The sequence below is a fragment of the Streptomyces colwelliae genome, assembly GCF_048158785.1.
In the GTDB taxonomy this organism is placed as follows: domain Bacteria; phylum Actinomycetota; class Actinomycetes; order Streptomycetales; family Streptomycetaceae; genus Streptomyces.
The window spans coordinates 1-18229 of sequence record NZ_JBLTJC010000043.1 but is presented as its reverse complement, the minus strand read 5'-3'; the positions used below and the strand labels follow the sequence as shown (position 1 = coordinate 18229).

General features: G+C 70.4%; 13 protein-coding genes. 8 read left to right on the top strand and 5 right to left on the bottom strand.

Annotation, left to right across the window (positions count from 1 at the left end; translation table 11 throughout):
* Positions 1-22: 22 nt before the first annotated feature.
* Entirely contained in the window at positions 23-1123 is a 1101-nt protein-coding gene (locus ACNFOC_RS12070) for an LCP family protein (RefSeq protein WP_416959103.1), read from the bottom strand.
* A gap of 306 nt (positions 1124-1429) precedes the next feature.
* Between ACNFOC_RS12070 and ACNFOC_RS12065 the strand changes: the two genes are divergently transcribed.
* The 8 genes from ACNFOC_RS12065 to ACNFOC_RS12030 all read left to right on the top strand — a co-directional run bounded on the left by ACNFOC_RS12065 (position 1430) and on the right by ACNFOC_RS12030 (position 12843).
* Complete coding sequence (locus ACNFOC_RS12065; protein WP_416959102.1) at positions 1430-3058, top strand: stealth family protein; 1629 nt, start codon at positions 1430-1432, stop codon at positions 3056-3058.
* A 15-nt stretch (positions 3059-3073) separates the two neighbouring features.
* Positions 3074-4690: a stealth family protein gene (locus ACNFOC_RS12060; RefSeq protein WP_416959101.1), complete on the top strand. Its 1617-nt coding sequence runs from the start codon at positions 3074-3076 to the stop codon at positions 4688-4690.
* A complete protein-coding gene (locus tag ACNFOC_RS12055) occupies positions 4687-6450 on the top strand; it encodes a stealth family protein (RefSeq protein WP_416959100.1) in 1764 nt (587 codons plus the stop codon). The genes ACNFOC_RS12060 and ACNFOC_RS12055 overlap by 4 nt, the downstream gene beginning before the upstream one ends.
* Entirely contained in the window at positions 6447-8543 is a 2097-nt protein-coding gene (locus tag ACNFOC_RS12050; protein WP_416959099.1) for a glycosyltransferase family 4 protein, read from the top strand. Before ACNFOC_RS12055 ends, ACNFOC_RS12050 begins: the two co-directional genes overlap by 4 nt.
* A gap of 32 nt (positions 8544-8575) precedes the next feature.
* Complete coding sequence (locus tag ACNFOC_RS12045) at positions 8576-10543, top strand: hypothetical protein (protein WP_416959098.1); 1968 nt, start codon at positions 8576-8578, stop codon at positions 10541-10543.
* 82 nt (positions 10544-10625) lie between these two features.
* Positions 10626-11870, top strand: a complete 1245-nt coding sequence (locus tag ACNFOC_RS12040) for a phospholipase D-like domain-containing protein (protein WP_416959097.1) — start codon at positions 10626-10628, stop codon at positions 11868-11870.
* 130 nt (positions 11871-12000) lie between these two features.
* On the top strand, positions 12001-12687 hold the full coding sequence (locus tag ACNFOC_RS12035) for a hyaluronoglucosaminidase (protein ID WP_416959096.1): 687 nt from the start codon (positions 12001-12003) through the stop codon (positions 12685-12687).
* 12 nt (positions 12688-12699) lie between these two features.
* Positions 12700-12843: a hypothetical protein gene (locus tag ACNFOC_RS12030; protein ID WP_416959095.1), complete on the top strand. Its 144-nt coding sequence runs from the start codon at positions 12700-12702 to the stop codon at positions 12841-12843.
* A gap of 59 nt (positions 12844-12902) precedes the next feature.
* Here ACNFOC_RS12030 and ACNFOC_RS12025 read toward each other — a convergent pair whose 3' ends face one another.
* The 4 genes from ACNFOC_RS12025 to ACNFOC_RS12010 all read right to left on the bottom strand — a co-directional run.
* Complete coding sequence (locus ACNFOC_RS12025) at positions 12903-15032, bottom strand: 3-hydroxyacyl-CoA dehydrogenase NAD-binding domain-containing protein (RefSeq protein ID WP_416959094.1); 2130 nt, start codon at positions 15030-15032, stop codon at positions 12903-12905.
* Positions 15029-16246, bottom strand: a complete 1218-nt coding sequence (locus ACNFOC_RS12020; protein WP_416959093.1) for a thiolase family protein — start codon at positions 16244-16246, stop codon at positions 15029-15031. Before ACNFOC_RS12020 ends, ACNFOC_RS12025 begins: the two co-directional genes overlap by 4 nt.
* 277 nt (positions 16247-16523) lie before the next feature.
* Positions 16524-17801, bottom strand: coding sequence for an HRDC domain-containing protein (locus ACNFOC_RS12015; protein WP_416959092.1), 1278 nt, complete (start codon positions 17799-17801; stop codon positions 16524-16526).
* A 167-nt stretch (positions 17802-17968) separates the two neighbouring features.
* Positions 17969-18229 (bottom strand): response regulator transcription factor (locus tag ACNFOC_RS12010; protein ID WP_416959091.1); only part of this gene is annotated, 261 nt, incomplete at its 5' end.

Below are 18229 nucleotides of genomic sequence, written 5' to 3'. Positions count from 1 at the left end.
GGGCCGCCGAGTCGGCCCGCCGTCAGGACGACGAACCCCCGGTCGCCGGCGACTTCTTCGCCGACTCGGGAATCCGCTGGTCCTTGCGCAGGGCCTGCCACAACTGGCCGGCCTGCGGTTGCGCGGCCACGACGCGGTTCGGGTCCTGGGTGTCGTACCGCACGGGCAGCATGATCGTCTCCATGGTGGACGGATCGATGCCGTTCATGCTGCGTCCGAACTCGGCGAGCTTGGTGAGCGAGGCGAGGCCCGAGTCGGTGGTGAGCGACTCGGTGAGGTTGTCGGCGATCTTGTACGCCTTGGTGGGGCTGCCGAGGAGGTCCTGCTTCTTGATCTCGCTCAGCAGCGCGATCAGGAACTGCTGCTGGAGCCCGATGCGTCCGAGGTCACTGCCGTCGCCGATGCCGTGCCGGGTGCGGACGAACTGCAACGACCGCGTGCCGTCGAGCCGGTGTGTGCCGGCGGTCAGATCCAGGCCGCTGGACGTGTCGTGGATGTCCTGGTCGACGGTGACGGTGACCCCGCCTATCGCGTCCACCAGCCCCTTGAATCCCGCGAAGTCGACCTCTACGAAGTGGTCCATCCGTACCCCGGACATCTGCTCGACGGTCTTGACCACACAGGCGGGACCGGCGAGCGAGTAGACGGAGTTGAACATCACGCGCTTCTTCGAGGACAGCGTGGAGCCGTCCTTCGCGGTGCACTCGGGACGCGTCACCAGGGTGTCGCGCGGGATGCTCACGGCAACCGCTTTCGCACGGCCTTCCGGTACGTGGATCACCAGCGCGGTGTCGGAGCGCGCCCCGGAGACATTGCCCGTGCCCAGCGACGCGTTGGCGCCGGACCGCGAGTCGGAGCCCAGGACCAGGAGGTTCTGTCCCGAGGTGGGCAGCTTCTCCGGCCGGTCGTCACCGATCGCCTTGTCGAGGTCGACGCCCTTGATGTTGCCGTTCAGGTCGCTGTAGAGCCAGTAGCCGACGCCGCCCGAGGCCAGCACCAGCAGGACGAGACTCAGCGCGACCCAGCGCCACACGCGACGGCGCCGGCGTGGGGGTTTGGCCCGGCGGTTGGACGGCGCGCGCCTCGATCCCGGGGAGTCCGTCTCCGTCAGGGCGTGCGTCATGTGCCTCGGTCCTCTCTCGTCACCAGTGAGCTCGGGGCACGAGTGGGGGGAGAGACCGGGCCCGTCTGCGGCGGTGGACGGTCGTCCACCGGTCATCAGACGTTCAACGTGACGTAAGGGTTGTATGTGTTCTGTGTCATTTCCGGCCCTTGTTGACAGCTGTGTAAGCGCTTGATGATGATGTGCCGGTCCTGTGAACGTTAAATTTTCGGTGTGAACGGGCGACGGCACGCTTGCCGTCGTCTTACGTGGTCGTGGAGGGGTGGCTGTGCCATTGCGTGCGTCCGCCCGTGGGGGGCGAGCGGCGTGACGACCGTGTTCGATCATGCTCTTGGACAGTCGGCGGACCCGGTGGGCCGCCCCGCGCGGGACGGCGTCGTAGGACAGCGTCCCGTGGCGGCGGGTCCCACCACGGTCACCGCCGAGCACGGCGACGTCTACGTCGAGCCGGGCCTGACCCCGCTGGCGGCCCGCGAGGCCAACCGCTCCGCGGTCACCGCGCTGCTCGACTCGGCCGGTGTCGCCCACTTCGCCGTACGCGGCACCTCGGACCACGGCACGGTCGTCGCCGTCGCCGAAGAGGACCGGGACCGGGTGCTCGCCGTGGTGTTCCGCGGGCTGAGCCAGTACCCGGGGCACCTCGGGGTGATCGACCCGGACGCGCCCCGGCCGGCCAAGCCCGTCTCCTCGCGCGACCCCAAGGCCTGGCGCGACATCGCCGGCGCGCGCGTCCTCCAGGTCAGCTGGTCGCGCACCGACCCGGGCCGCCACCTGCTGCTCGGACACGAGTACGGCTGCGCGATCGAGTTCTGGCAGCGGCACGGCACCCACCTCGTCGCCCCCCGCGCCAACCGGGCCACCTGGGCCGTCGCCGCGGACGGCGCGGGCGTTCTCGGCGCGGCCCGCCTGTTCAGCCGGTTCGTCTCGGACTGGACCCCGGGCCACCTCGCGCCCGCGCTCGCCACCCGCCCGGAGTTCCTGGTGAACTGCGCCGACGACATCGCGTTCCCCGTCGACGCCGTCTACACCTGGGTCGACGGCGACGACCCGTCCTGGCAGCAGCGCAAGGCGCAGGCGAAGGGTGAGGCTTACCACGCCGAGTCCGCGAGCGACGCCCGCTTCATCAGCCGCGACGAACTGCGCTACTCGGTGCGCTCGCTGCACCTGTTCGCGCCGTGGATCCGCAACGTCTACATCGTCACCGACGACCAGGTCCCGCCCTGGCTGCGCGAGGACCTGCCCGGACTGCGCATCGCCACCCACCGGGAGATCTTCCGCGACCCGGCCGATCTGCCGACCTTCAACTCGCACTCGATCGAGAGCCAGCTGCACCACATCGAGGGCCTGGCCGAACACTTCCTGTACTTCAACGACGACATGTTCATGGGCCGCCCGGTGGCCCCGCACGCCTTCTTCACGCCGAGCGGGACGGCCCGCTACTTCCCCTCGCGCAACCGCATCCCGCAGGGTCCCGTCGCGGATACCGACACCCCGGTCGACGCCGCGTGCAAGAACAACCGCGCCCTGTTGCTGGAACGTTTCGGCCGAGTGATCACCCAGCCGATGGAACACATCCCGTACGCCCTGCGGCGCTCCGCGATGGAAGAGGCCGAGCGCGACTTCCCCGAAGCCTGGGCGCGGACATCGGCCAGCAGGTTCCGCGCCATGACCGATCTGTCGCCGACCTCGTCCTTCGCGCTCTACTACGCGGCACTGACCGGCCGGGGGCAACCGGGATCGATGCCCTTCACCTACCTCCAGCTGGCCGTGCCGGACCTGGCGGACCGGCTGCAACGGCTGCTCGACGGCCGGGACCAGGACTCCTTCTGTCTCAACGACGCCTTCTCGACACCGGAGGACATCGAGGCGCAGCAGGAACTGCTGGACGGCTTCCTCAACGCCTACTTCCCCACCCCAAGCCCCCACGAGAGATGAAACGGAGTTCGTGACGTGTCGGACCCGACGTCCATGAGCTCCGCGGTCAACGTCTACAAACGCCTCGTTCCCCAGCCCGTGCGCTCCGCCGCCGCGACCACCGTGCCGGTGCGGGTACGGCGCAAGGTCAAACGGCAGCTCGCCCGCACCCTGAGCCGCCGTGAGGCGCGGCTGCACCGGCGCGCCCTGCGCCAGGTGCGCAGGGTGGAACTCGGCCGCTCCGAGCGCCGTACCCAGGCACCCGACGGCCGGGTCGGCCACGTGCACACCGGCCTCACCCTCGACCTGGCCCGCCGGCTCGACCACGACATGGTCACCTACGCCCTCGACGCCGCGGACATTCCCTGGTTCGCGGTCCCGGCGCTCGACGACCGACGGATCAGCCTGGCCGTCGACCACAAGGACAAGGGCGCTGTCCGCCGCGTGCTACGCGCGTTGCTGGAGGAGCAGACCGGCTACGTCGTCTCCGTGTCGCCCGCCCAGAACGACACCCAGGAGATCCCTGGCAGCCATGTGAAGGCGTGGAAGCACTACGCCAAGGCCAAGGTGATCCGCCTGACCTGGCTGCGCACCGAGCCCACCGAGAACCTCTGGGTGGGGGAGGACCAGGGCATCGAGATCGAGTTCTGGACCACCAACACCGACCTGCCGGTGGAACGGCTGGTCGGGCCACGCCCCAACCGGGTCCAGCGCACGGTGCCCAGCGACGCACCCGGCATCGAGATCGGCATCGACCGGCTGTCCGGCTACTGCGACACCGACGGCGACATGGAGCCGACGATAACGCTGGAGAACTTCGACGTCGTACGGCTCGAAGAGATCACCTTCCCGGTGGACGCGGTCCTGCTGTGGCAGCACCCCACGCCCTGGGGCGAGGTACTGCTGCGCGCCGCGCTGCGCTCCCTGCACCAGTACGCGCCCTGGACGGACGTCGTCCACGTGGTCGCCGAGGCGGAGCCGCCGGCCTGGCTCGCGGCCGACGACCGGCTCACCGTGGTCCGCGCCAGGCCTGGCGCCGAGTGGCACCTGCACCAACTGCCCGACCTCGCCGAGCACTTCCTGCTGCTGCGCCCCGGGGCCCTGCTCGGCAGGCCCGTCCGCGCCTTCGACTACTTCACCCCGAACGGTACGACCCGCCCCCGGCGCGGCCCCTGGAACGCCCAGGAGTCCTTCGCCCCGTGGACCCGCACCGCGTACTCGGCCACCAGCCGGGTCGCCTCCCACGGCTACGCGCACGGCCCGCAGCCATACCGCGTCGAGACGCTGGCCAGGCTCGCCGGGTCCGGTACCGCGCCGCTGCCGCTCGACGACGCGCAGCGGCTGCCCGCCGTGCTCGGCACACATCCCCTGGACGGTGTGGTCCACCACCTCGGCCACACCACCGGCCTGGCCGACCCCTCGGGCGAGCCTTTCGTGGCGCTGCACGCCGCGCTCCCCGGAATCGGCACCCACCTGGACCGGCTCCTCGTACGCCGCGACACCCAGCAGCTCCAGCTGTTCGGCCTCGGCACCGACGACGCGCGTGCCCGCGGCGGCACCAGGGCCGTCGTGCGGTTCCTGCACCGCTACTTCCCCGTCCCGAGCGTCTTCGAGGGCGACCACCACACAGACGAGGCGGACAACCAGCCGTGAGCATGGGCAACCCCGAGGCCTCCGCGGCGGTCGGGGCGTACCGCACCCTTGTCCCCAGAGGCCTCAGACGCCGTATCGCCCGCCGTGTCCCGCTGCGGCTGCGCATGGCCCTGAAGGGGCTGCTGCGTCGACTGCACACCGTCAACCTGGGCTCCCGCATGGTGCGGGGCATACGGGCCCGCCGGCGTTGGCCGCATCTGTTCGGCCCGGGCGAGCACCTCGCGGCCCTCGCCGGACACGGAGCGCGGATCGCCCTGGTCCGGCCGACCGTGTCGCCGCTCGGACTGCGCGAGGCCAACCTCGAACTCGTCGTCACCGCTCTGGAGGAGGCCGGCGTCGACTACTTCGCCGTGCGCGGCACCTCCGAGTTCCGCTCCTGCCTCGCCGTCGCCGAGCCCGACCGGCACCGGGTGGAGCAGGTACTGGCGAGCTGCTCCGACCGCAGTCCCGTCTACCTGCGGGCCTGCCGGGGCGCCGCCGCGCAGGGCCGCACCGTGCTGGCCGGCTCACGGCGCGGCCGGGACCTGGCCCACCAGGCCGCCGTGCTCCGCGTCGGCATGGTGTGGAGCGACCTCGCCGGCTCTCTGGTCCTCGGCCTGGAGCACGGCTGCGACATCGAGTTCTGGCGGCCCGAGGAAGGACGCCTGCTGGCCCCCCGCCCCAACCGGGTGACCGAGGACGTCGCCCTCGACGAGCCCCGGGTCGCCGTCCCGGTCAGCAGGCTCACCGGCTTCGCGGCCCTGCACACCCGCCGCACCCGCTCCGTCCGCACCATCCGGCCCTGTGCCGACCCGCTGCCCGAGGACGTGCGCTTCCCGATCGACGTCGTCTACACCTGGGTCGACGGCAGCGACCCCAACTGGCAACGCCGGCGCGGCGCCTACGGCGAGCACGGCTACCACAGCGAGTCCGCCAACGCGGCCCGCTACATCAGCCGCGACGAACTCCGTTACTCCCTGCGGGCGTTGGAGCAGAACGCCCCCTGGGTGCGCCACGTCCACCTGGTGACGGACCGTCAGCGCCCGTCCTGGCTCAACGAGACCCACCCGCGCATCACCGTCGTCGACCACTCGGAGATCTTCGGCGACCCGGCCGCGCTGCCCACCTTCAACTCGCATGCCATCGAGAGCCGGCTCCACCACATCAAGGGCCTGTCGGAGCACTTCCTGTACTTCAACGACGACATGTTCCTGGGCAGCCCCGTCACCCCCCAGGACTTCTTCCTGTCCAACGGAATGACCCGCACCTTCTTCTCCCCGTCCCAGGTGCCCCGCTGGGACCCCAGCCCCGTGGACCGCCCGGTCGACGCGGCCGGCAAGAACAACCGACGCCTGCTCCAGAAGCACTTCGGCACCGCCATCGTGCAGAAACTCCGCCATGCCCCCTACGCCCTGCGCCGCAGTGTCCTGGAGGAGATCGAGCGCGAGTTCGCCGAGGAGCACCGGCAGACCTCGCACAGCCGGTTCCGCAGCGCCGACGACATCTCCATCCCGTCCTCGCTCTACCACTACTACGCCTACTTCACCGGCAGAGCCGTGCCGTCCACCATCACCTTCGCCTATCTCGACCTGGCCAAGCCCGAGATCCAGCGCCGGCTCGGCATCCTGCTGGCCCGCCGTGACCGGCAGGCGTTCTGCATCAACGACACCCTCTCCGACGGCCACGACGTCGACCGGCAGACGGAGATGCTCAAGACGTTCCTGCGCGCCTACTACCCGGTGCCGAGTCCCTTCGAGCGCAAGGAGCGCGCGGCCCGGTGAAGATCTCGTTCCTGATCAACAACATCTACGGCATCGGCGGCACCAACCGCACGGTCATCAACCTGGCCGAGGCGCTCGCCGTCCACCACGAGGTGGAGATCGTCTCGGTGTTCCGGCGTGCCACGATGCCCAAGTTCGAGATCTCCCCGCGCATCGCGGTCCGCGCCCTCGTGGACCTGCGCCCCGGGTCCTCCGACCGCGGGGCCGCCGCCGGCGGCGTACCCAGCGAAGTCGTCCCACGCCAGGAGGAGTTCTACGCCCAGTACAGCAGGTTCACCGACGAGCGCATCATCCGTGACCTGCAACGAACCTCCGCCGACGTGGTGGTCGGCACCCGCCCCAGCCTCAACCTCTTCGTCGCCGCCCACACCCGGGACGGCGCCCTGCGGGTCGCCCAGGAGCACATGACCCACCTGGCCATCCCGCCGGCGGTACGAGAGGAGATGGCCCGCGTCTACCCGCGTCTCGACGCCATCACCACGGTCACCGAGGCCGACGCCCACTCCTTCCTGGAGCACACCCCGATCCCCGGCATCCCGGTCGTCGGCATCCCCAACAGTGTGCCGGAGCCGCTCGTCGAGCCCTCCGACTGCTCCCGCAAGGTCGTCGTCAGCGCGGGCCGCATGCACCACATCAAGCGCTACGACCTCCTGATCCGCGCCTTCGGCCGACTGGCCGAGGAGTTCCCCGACTGGCAGCTGCGCATCTACGGCGACGGCGGCGAGGCCGGGAAACTGCGCGCCCTCGTCAGCGAACTCGGTCTCGCCGGACGGGCGTTGCTCATGGGCGGCTTCTCACCGATCGAGTCCGAATGGGCCAAGGGCTCCATCGCCGCCGTCACGTCGAGCGCCGAGTCCTTCGGCATGACCCTGGTCGAGGCCATGCGCTGCGGCCTGCCCGTGGTCTCCACCGACTGCCCCGTCGGCCCCAGGGAGATCCTCCGCGACGGTGAGGACGGCTTCCTCGTCCCCAACGGCGATGTCGAGGGCATCGCCTGGGGCCTGCGCCGCCTCATGGCCGACGACGGACTGCGCCGCGCGATGGGGGCCGCCGCACTGCGCAACGCCACCCGCTACGACCCCGCGGCCGTGGCCGACCGCTATCTGGAGCTCTTCGAGGACGCCGCCCGTCGTCGTGCCACCGTCCACCGCGGCTACCGAGCCCCGGCAGGTGCCCGCAAGGGAGGCGCCGACCGGCTCGCCATGCCGCCCGTCTCCCTCGGCACGGCCACCGCGGACGTCACCGCCGACGGCGCGGGTTTCCTGCGCTTCTCGGCCGACGGTCCCGAAGAGGGCCGCCGGCGCTGGCAGTTCGTGCTGCGCCACAAGCCGTCGGACGGCAACCGCCGCCCCGACCTCCCGCTGCGCACCTCCCGCAAGGATCTGGACAACGGCGGCATCCGCTACACCGCCGTCCTCACTCCGTCCGCCCTCGACGAACTCGGTGACGGGCGCTGGCAGGTGACCATGAACGCCTCCAAGGCCCCGTTCGTCCACATGAAGGCCGGCGTCCGTGACACCCGAGCCCTCATCGACGCCCGCGCCCGGCTGGTGGCCCGCCCGCCGGCCGGCCGGCTCGGCTGGAACCTCCCCTACGCCCAGCCCAACGGCCGACTGATGCTGCGCACGGTCCTGCGCGAGGAACACGCCGAGTGCACCCGGGTCGAGGCGGCCGACGGCGCCGTCACGGTACGGGGCGTGCTCACCGGTGGACGCTGGATCGAGCCGGGCGCGCTGTTCATCGTCAGCCGCCGCGGGCGGCACGCGAAGAGCTTCGCCACGCCCGTCGAGGTCCTCGGCAGCCAGGCGTTCCGGGCCGAAGTGCCGTTGCGCCGGGTCGTCGACCACCGCCTGGAGCGCTGGGAGGACTGGGACTGGTGGCTTCAGCCCGATCCCTACGACCGCCGCAAGGTACGCGTCTGCCATCTGCTGGAGGACTTCCCCGACGTCAAGGGTGCCTACGTCTACCCTTCCGTTCCGCTCGTCGGGGACGAGGCCTCCCCGTACGCCGTCGTCCACCCGGCCCGCCCCGTGTGGGTGCGGCCCTACTGCTCGGCCTCGGGTGCGATGGCCATGAACGTGGTGGACCGATGAACCCTTCCGACCGCGACGGCCCAGGAGGCCCGATGACCGCGACAGCCCGATCCGTTCTGCACATCGTCGCCCACCAGGACGACGACCTGTACTTCATGAACCCCGACCTCGTCCGCTCTCTCCAGGACGGTGACCGGATCACCACGGTGGTCGTCACCGCGGGCGAGGGCGACGGCATCAACGTCGACACCAACGAGTCCCAACGCGCCGCCGTACCACCGGACTTCGCCCGCTACAGCACCGAGCGCGGCTGCGGACTGCGGTCCGCGTACGCCCGGATGGCCACCGGCGACCGCGATCACCCCTGGCAGCGCGAACCCGTCGATCTCGTCCCCGGATTCGCCGCCGAGCGGTTCACCCTGGTCGACCACGACTCGGTGAGCCTCTACTTCCTTCAGTTGCACCAGGGCGCCCCCACCGAGCGCGGCACCCGCACCCGCCTGCACGACCTGTGGGAGGGCGCCCTGCGCACCCAGGCCACGCTGCCGGTCCACGGCTGCACCGTCGGCCAGGTCCAGCACATCACCCGCGAGCAGGTGATCGACGGCCTGACCGCGCTGCTCGGCCACTTCTGTCCCACGACGGTGCGCACGATGGATCCGGACCCCGAACACGACGGCGGCCGTGAGGAGTTCGTCTGCTCGGACCACGTCGACCACACGACCGCGGCACAGTTCGCGCTGGCCGCCCTCGCCCGGCACCGGGAGGCCGGCCACAACCCGGTCGTCGAGCACTACCGCGCGTACGCCAACCGTTTCTGGGGCCACAACCTCGACTCCGCGGCGGCGGCGGAGAAGGCCGAGTACCTGGCCACGTACGGCGGTCTCGACGCCCCCTCGGCCTGCCCGCACGGCACCTGCCAGACCTGCGGGGACCGGCAGTTGGGCCCCGACCCGTACCGCAGCACGCACATGATGAGCGTCGCCTACCGCTACTCGCCCGCCACCGACTGGCTGCGCCTCGGGCCCGGCGGGCGGCTCAACGCGTTCGGGGTGCTGGCCGGACGGCTCGCGTTCTGGACGGAGACCAGCCCGGGCGACGGCGAGTGGAAGGGCCCCTTCGTCCTCGGCGACGGCTGGATCGCCTCCACTCTCGCTGTCACCGGGTCGCCCGGCGGCCCCGCCGAACTCGTCGGCCTGCGCCGCCAGCAGGTCGTGGGCGGCGGGGTCACCGTCGACGTCGTGCACACGGTCCAGGACCCCGGCGGCAACGGCTTCAGCGGCTGGCAGACCCTGGAGAACCCCGACTGGGCGCACGGCGACGGCCGCCGCCAGCGAGAGGCGGGCGTGCCGTCCGCCGCCGTCGACACGGCCGGACGCCTGTACGTCTTCGTCCGCAACTTCGACCAGGGCATCAGCGTGCGCCGCCGGGACACCGACGGCACCTGGAGCCCCTGGGAGAACATCGGCGGACGGTTCGTCCAGGACGCGGGCACGGCCCTGACCACCGAGCGCGGCACGGTCGAGCTGTACGTGCCGGGCAAGAACACGGTGTGGCGCTGGCATCAGGCCGAACCCGGCGGCGCCTTCCTCCTCGACGACACCCTGCAGACGGGCCGTCCCGCCACCGGCGGCATCTCCGCCGTCGACTCGGGCGGCGGCCGCACCTGCCTGTACTTCCGGGAAGCCGGCACCCAGCAGGTCATGGCCTACCGCCAGCACGCCGACGGCCGCTGGCCCGGCTCCGGCGCCGGACTCGGCGGCCATGGCGGCACGGGCGCGGTGGCCGCGCTGTGGGCTCCGGAGCGGGGTGCCCGCGAAGCCTTCCTGGCCCACCGGGGCAGCCGCGGCCGACTCGTCGTCTCGATGCCCGACCGGGACAAGAACGTCTCCGGCACACACTGGCACGAGTCCGGCGACATGGTCGCCCACGCTCCGGCGATGGCCCACGACGTGACAGGTGCCCTGGTCGTCGCCGTCATCGGCACGGGCGGCCGGCTGCGGGTGCGCCGCCAACTGTCCCCGACGGTGGGCAGCCCGCTGGGGCCGTGGCGATCGTAGAGCGTCATGGCCCCTCTGCCGATCGTCCGCCGATCGTCCCGAAAAGCTGATCAACCGTCAGTGACCAACAGGAGGGGAACACTTGAGAACACGCACCTGGCTCGCCACCATCGCGACAACAGTCGCGATCGCCATCCTGCCGACCGCTGCCCACGCCGACGACACACCACTCGTCACGACCGGACCCGTCTTCAACGACCCCTCGGGCGACGCCACCGCCCAGAAGGAGATCCTCACGAAGATCGGCCGGCTGACACAGGGCGCGACCGCCGGCTCCCGGATCAGGATCTCGATCTACCTGATGTGGTCGCAGTGGATCGCCGACGAACTCGTGAAAGCCGCCGCCCGCGGAGTCTCCGTCCAGGTGATCGCCGACTCGGACAGCACCAGTACCGCCTACACCTCACTGAAGAACGCGCTCGGCACCGACACCACCGCCGACTCCTGGGTCCTCACCTGCCCCCAGGACTCCGCGTGTCTGTCCCAGGACCCGAACCCCGGCGACGCCTACACCACCGTCAACCACAACAAGTTCTTCCTGTTCAGCGAGACCACCGGTACCTCGGCGAGCGGCGCCACCCCGGTCCGGGACGTGGTGCTGCAGACCTCCTCGAACCTCACCGGCGACGATCTGACCCTCGCGTGGAACGACGCCATGGTCGTCGTCGGCAACAGCGCCCTCCACCAGGCCTACGCCGACTACTTCGAGGATCTGCGGGCCGCGGGGAGCGGTGAGACCGCACAGGTCGCCGACTACCCGGTGGAGACCCAGGCCGGTGTCGCCAAGCTGTACCTCTTCCCGCGCGCGAGCGCCGACCCGATCGTCAACATCCTCGACACGGTGGACGACCCGGTCGGCAGCAACGCCGTCTGCCACGGCAACTCCACCGGCTACGGCACCTCGGACGGCCGTACGGTCGTCCGGATCGCCATGCACCAGATCACCCGGCTCGCGGTCGCCAAGAAGCTCTGGGAACTCGACAACGCCGGCTGCTACGTCGACATCGTGTACCACTGGCTGGACGAGTCGGCCTCCGGTGCCGTGGCGGCCCAGCTGGCGGCCCCGACCGCATACGGCGGCATCGCGCTGCACCGGATGGACGAGAACACCGACGGCTTCTACACCCACAGCAAGTACCTTCTGGTGGAAGGCACTTACAAGGGGCAGGCCGACCAGAAGATCGTCTGGACCGGCAGCCACACCTACACCGTGCGCGCGCTCCAGGGCAACGACGAGGCCCTGCTGAAGTACGACGACCCCGCCGTGCACGACGCCTACCGCCTCAACTTCTGGCACCAGCGTTCCGCCGCGGACGTGGCGCCGTGACCACCCGAAGCACGCTCCGCGCCGGCTTCGGCGGCCGGAACTCCATCGTGCTCATCTCGTGAGAGCCGGCCGCACGATCCCGGCAGACAGAAACCCCGATACCAACGCTGACGGAGAGGCCGTACACCCCATGACAGTCGGACGAAGAATATTCCTCGGCGCCTTCACCGCGGGCGCCGTCACCGTCGCCGCCGGCACGGACGCGGCGGCCGACGGCGAGTACACCGAGTACACCGCGCCCGCCCAGTTCTACGGCACCTCCACGACCGCCCACACGGTGACCATCAACCACAAGGCCACCTCCGGGTCGGCGGTGGCGCTGAACGTGACCTCCGACAACCCCGAGACCTCGGCGATGTACCTGACCGGTGTGGAGACCGGCCGGGGCACGCTGAAGATCGCACACGTGGGGTACGCCGACGGCTCGGACGCGAACGCCTCCGCCCTCTCCATCGACCTCCAGACGACGGGCACGGCCTCCCAGGGCATCTATCTGACCGCCACCAACGGCGCGACCAAGGGCGCCCTGCTCGTCCTGCGCAACAACGACGGCCTGGACGACCTCGTCGTCAAGGGCACCGGCCGGATCGGCGTCGGCATCGACCGCGGGGCCACACCCCAGTCCCAGCTCCACGTGGTCCAGCGCACGGGCGCCGCCTCGGCCATCCTCGCCGAGGGCGCGGTACGCCTCGCCAACGTCACGACGGAACCGACCAACGCGCCCGCCGCGGCCGGCGGCGGCTCCCTCTACGCCCGCGACGGCAAGCTGTTCTGGAAGGGCTCCGCCGGCACGGTCACCCAACTGGCCTCCGCGTAAAGGGAATTCGGCGTGCAACTCACCCCCGACGAACTCATCTCCGAGTTCCACGACGCCGTCATGGAGCTGTACTTCGCCCGCAAGCGCATCGTGAACCTGGAGGCGGAGAACGCCGAGTTGAAGGCACGGCTGGCCGCCGCCGAAGCCGAGGCATGAGAGGAGGGCCTCCGCCCAAAGGCGGAGGCCCTCCTCAAGTCACGTCCGTACGAAGGCGGTTACGCCGGAACGCTCGCGACACCCGGCGCCAGGAACGGCTTGCCGTTGACCCGCTCCGACACACCCTCCCGGTCCAGGTACGGCGTGATGCCGCCCAGGTGGAAGGGCCAGCCGGCGCCCGTGATCAGGCACAGGTCGATGTCCTGGGCCTCGGCGACGACACCCTCGTCGAGCATCAGACCGATCTCCTGCGCCACCGCGTCCAGGACCCGGTCCCGCACCTGCTCCTCGGTCAGCACGGAATCGCCCTGCTGGAGCAACGCCGCGACCTCGGGGTCGAGTTCGGGCTTCCCGCTGTCGTACACGTAGAAGCCGCGCTTGCCCGCCTTGACGACGGCCGCGAGGTTCGGGGAGACCGTGAAGCGGTCCGGGAAGGCCCGGTTGAGGGTCTCCGAGACATGCAGACCGATGGCCGGACCGACCAACTCCAGCAGCACCAGCGGGGACATGGGCAGGCCGAGCGGCTCCACGGCCTTCTCCGCGACGGCGACCGACGTGCCCTCGTCGATGACGTTCTGGATCTCGCCCATGAAGCGGGTGAGGATGCGGTTGACGACGAACGCCGGGGCGTCCTTCACCAACACCGCCGTCTTCTTCAGCTTCTTGGCCACCGCGAACGCGGTCGCGAGCGAGGCGTCGTCCGTCTGCTCGCCGCGCACGATCTCCAACAGGGGCAGAATCGCGACCGGGTTGAAGAAGTGGAAGCCGACGACCCGCTCGGGGTTCTTCAGCTTCGACGCCATCTCGGAGACGGACAGCGAGGAGGTGTTGGTGGCGAGGATCGCGTGCGCCGGGGCGACCGCCTCGACCTCCGCGAACACCTGCTGCTTGACGCCGATCTCCTCGAAGACGGCCTCGATGATGAAGTCGGCGTCGGAGAAGCCCTCGGCCTTGTCCAGCACCCCGGTGACCAGGGCCGTGAGGCGGTTGGCCTTGTCCTGGTTGATACGGCCCTTGCCGAGCAGCTTCTCGATCTCGGCGTGGACGTAGCCCACACCCTTGTCGACGCGCTCCTGGTCGATGTCCGTGAGGACGACCGGCACTTCGAGGCGGCGCAGGAAGAGCAGGGCGAGCTGCGAGGCCATCAGACCCGCGCCGACCACGCCGACCTTCGTCACCGGACGCGCCAGGGACTTGTCGGGCGCACCCGCCGGACGCTTGCCGCGCTTCTGGACGAGGTTGAACGCGTAGATACCGGCGCGCAGTTCGCCACCCATGATCAGGTCGGCGAGCGCCAGGTCCTCGGCGTCGTAGCCCTGCTGGAGGTCGCCGTTCTTCGCGGCCTCGATAATGTCGAGGGCGCGGTAGGCGGCCGGGGCCGCGCCGTGCACCTTGGAGTCCGCGACGAAACGGCCCTTGGCGACGGCCTGGTCCCAGGCCTCGCCGCGGTCGATCGCCGGACGCTCGACCTTGATGTCGCCCTTGAGGACGTTCGCCGTCCAGATCAGCGACTGCTCAAGGAAGTCGGCGCCCTCGAAGAGCGCGTCGGCGATCCCGAGGTCGAAGACCTGCTGGCCCTTGAGCTGCTTGTTCTGGTTGAGGCTGTTCTCGATGATCACCGAGACGGCCTTCTCCGCGCCGATCAGGTTCGGCAGCAGCGCGCAGCCGCCCCAGCCGGGGACGAGGCCGAGGAAGACCTCGGGCAGCGAGAACGCCGCGATGTGCTTCGAGACCGTGCGGTACTCGCAGTGCAGACCGACCTCGACACCGCCGCCCATGGCCGCGCCGTTGTAGTACGTGAAGGTCGGCACCGCGATGTCCGCGAGGCGCTTGAAGACCTCGTGGCCGCCCTTGCCGATGGCGAGCGCGTCGGCGTGGTTCTTGAGGAGCTCGACGCCCTTCAGGTCCGCGCCGACCGCGAAGACGAACGGCTTGCCGGTGATGCCGACACCGACGATCTCGCCGGCCGCGGCCTCCTTCTCGACCTGGTCGATGGCGGTGTTCAGGTTCGCCAGCGAGGCCGGACCGAAGGTGGTCGGCTTGGTGTGGTCGAAGCCGTTGTCCAGCGTGATGAGCGCGAACCGCCCGGCGCCGTACGGCAGTTCGAGGTGACGGACGTGCGCGGACGTCACGACCTCGTCCGGGAACAGCTCGGCCGCACCCTTCAGAAGCTCGGTGGTGGTGCTCACTTGTCCCCCTCGAAGTGCGGGTTCTCCCAGATGACCGTGGCGCCCATGCCGAAGCCGACGCACATGGTGGTCAGGCCGTAGCGGACGTGTCGCTGCTCCTCGAACTGACGGGCCAGCTGCGTCATCAGACGCACACCCGACGAGGCCAGCGGGTGACCGAAGGCGATCGCGCCGCCGTACTGGTTGACGCGCGCGTCGTCGTCCGCGATGCCGTAGTGCTCCAGGAAGGCCAGCACCTGTACGGCGAAGGCCTCGTTGATCTCGAAGAGGTTGATGTCCTCGATGGACAGACCCGCCTTGGCGAGCGCCTTCTCCGTGGCCGGGATCGGGCCGTAGCCCATGACCTCCGGCTCGACGCCCGCGAAGGCGTACGACACGAGGCGCATCCGCACCGGCAGGTCGTTCTCGCGCGCGAAGTCCTCGCTGGCGATGATCGAAGCGGTGGCACCGTCGTTGAGACCGGCCGCGTTGCCGGCGGTGACCCGCCCGTGCACACGGAACGGAGTCTTCAGACCAGCCAGGTTCTCGAGGGTGGTCCCCGGACGCATCGGCTCGTCGGCGGTGACGAGACCCCAACCGGTCTCGCCCACCTGCTCGTTGGTGTTGCGCACCGAGATCGGCACCAGGTCCTGCTGGATCTTGCCGTTGGCGTACGCCTTGGCGGCCTTCTCCTGCGAACGCACCGCGTACTCGTCGGCTCGCTGCTTGGTGATCGTGGGGTAGCGGTCGTGCAGGTTCTCCGCCGTCATGCCCATGAACAGCGCGGAGTCGTCGACCAGCTTCTCGCTCACGAACCGCGGGTTCGGGTCCACGCCCTCGCCCATGGGGTGCCGGCCCATGTGCTCGACACCGCCGGCGATGACGGCGTCGTACGCACCGAAGGCGATGGAGCCCGCGGTGGTCGTGACGGCGGTCAGCGCGCCCGCGCACATGCGGTCGATCGAGTAACCGGGCACCGACTGCGGCAGCCCGGCGAGAATGCCCGCGGTCCGCCCCAGGGTCAGCCCCTGGTCACCGATCTGCGTGGTCGCGGCGATGGCGACCTCGTCGATCTTCTTGGGGTCGAGTCCGGGGTTGCGCCGCAGCAGCTCCCGGATCGCCTTCACCACGAGGTCGTCGGCCCGGGTCTCGTGATAGATGCCCTTCGGGCCCGCCTTGCCGAACGGGGTGCGGACGCCGTCGACGAAGACGACGTCCCTGACGGTACGAGGCACGATTGGCTCTCCTCCAGGGTGCGGGATCGGCACTGCCGCGATGCGCTGAGCGCGCGCTCAGTACCCATGCTACTTGCGGGTAACCAACCTGCCCACCCCCGGGGCCGGGAGCGGCGAACGTCACACCCCGCCCGCGTCCAGTTCCCTAGGCGCTACCTGAGGATCTTGGCTTGATCTCGACGCCAAGGTTCCGCTTCCGAGCCCTTTTGTCTTTAGGGGCGCGGGGAACTGCGCGACCAGCCACAGCGAGCCCGCACCCGCAAAACAGCACAGACTCCTACGGCGCCTTCGCGGTCAACGCCTCCACCAAAACCGGCGCAACCTGCTCAACCTGCCAAGCCCGAGCCCCATACCCCGCCAATGCAGCCCCCACAGAAGCCACATCCACACTCTTCGGCGGCTCCCAGCAGACCCGCCGCACCGTGTCCGGAGTAATGAGGTTCTCCTGAGGCATGTTGAGCCCCTCAGCCACCGCCGACACGGCAGCCCGCGCCGCGGACAACCGAGCCGCAGCCTCAGGATCCTTGTCGGCCCACGCGCGCGGCGGAGGCGGCCCGGTGACCGGCTGACCGGGCTGCGGCAGCGCGGAGTCGGGAAGGGCCTTGGCCCGATCAACGGCCGCCTGCCACTGCTCCAGCTGCCGCCGCCCCATCCGATGCCCGAACCCGTTCAACGCGGCCAGCGCCTGCGCGTCGACGGGAAGAGAGAGCGCGGCCTCCACGATCGCCGCGTCGGACAGCACCTTCCCCGGCGACACGTCCCGCCGCTGCGCGATCCGGTCCCGCGTCTGCCACAGCTCCCGTACGACACCGAGTTGCCGGCGCCGCCGTACCTTGTGCATCCCGGACGTACGGCGCCACGGGTCCTTGCGGGGCTCGGCGGGCGGCGCGGCCGCGATCGCGTCGAACTCCTGGCGGGCCCAGTCCAGCTTGCCCTGCCGGTCGAGCTCCTTCTCCAGGGCGTCCCGCAGGTCGACGAGGAGTTCGACGTCGAGGGCGGCATAGCGCAGCCAGGGCTCGGGCAGCGGGCGGGTGGACCAGTCGACGGCGGAGTGCCCCTTCTCCAGGACGAAACCGAGCACACCCTCGACCATCGCGCCCAGGCCGACCCGCGGGAATCCGGCGAGCCGACCCGCCAGCTCGGTGTCGAAGAGCCGCGTCGGCACCATGCCTATCTCGCGCAGACAGGGCAGGTCCTGGGTGGCGGCGTGCAGCACCCACTCGACGCCGGAGATGGCCTCGCCGAGGCCCGACAGGTCGGGGCAGGCCACCGGATCGATCAGTGCGGTGCCCGCGCCCTCACGGCGCAGCTGCACCAGATAGGCGCGCTGTCCGTAGCGGTAGCCGGACGCGCGCTCGGCGTCCACGGCGACGGGACCCGTGCCGGCGGCGAAGGCCGCGATCACCTCGGCGAGCGCGTCCTCGTCGGCGATCACGGGCGGAATGCCCTCTCGGGGCTCAAGCAAAGGGATCGGCGCCGTTTCGACGTCGTCCGGAGGGGCGCCTCCGGTGGTTCGCAGTGAGGTGTCTGCTGCGGTTTCTTGGGCGTCGGTCACCTGTCAAGGGTATCCGTGTATGGACAACGCCCGCCGACGGAACGTTCCGTCGACGGGCGTCTGGGGGTCGTAAACCAGTCAGGTAAGTGAAAGATCCGGTTCACGGCTCGAAGGGGGAGCGGGAAGGGGAGCGGAAGGCGATGTGGGGACGGGGTTGCGGGACGGGGTCAGTGGATGATTCCGGTGCGCAGCGCCACCGCGACCATGCCGGCGCGGTCACCCGTGCCGAGCTTGCGGGCGATGCGGGCGAGGTGGCTCTTGACGGTCAGTGCGGACAGGCCCATGGAGACGCCGATCGCCTTGTTCGACTGGCCCTCCGCGACCAGACGCAGGACCTCGACCTCACGGCCGGACAGTTCGCGGTAGCCACCCGGGTGGCTCGGGGAACCCGGGGGGCGGCGGTGCATACGGGCGGCCTGTCTCTTATA

Coding starts and splice junctions, on each gene's coding strand:
- ACNFOC_RS12045 (WP_416959098.1), top strand. CDS start 8,576: ATGACCGCGACAGCCCGATCCGTTCTGCACATCGTCGCCCACCAGGAC.
- ACNFOC_RS12070 (WP_416959103.1), bottom strand. CDS start 1,123: ATGACGCACGCCCTGACGGAGACGGACTCCCCGGGATCGAGGCGCGCG.
- ACNFOC_RS12035 (WP_416959096.1), top strand. CDS start 12,001: ATGACAGTCGGACGAAGAATATTCCTCGGCGCCTTCACCGCGGGCGCC.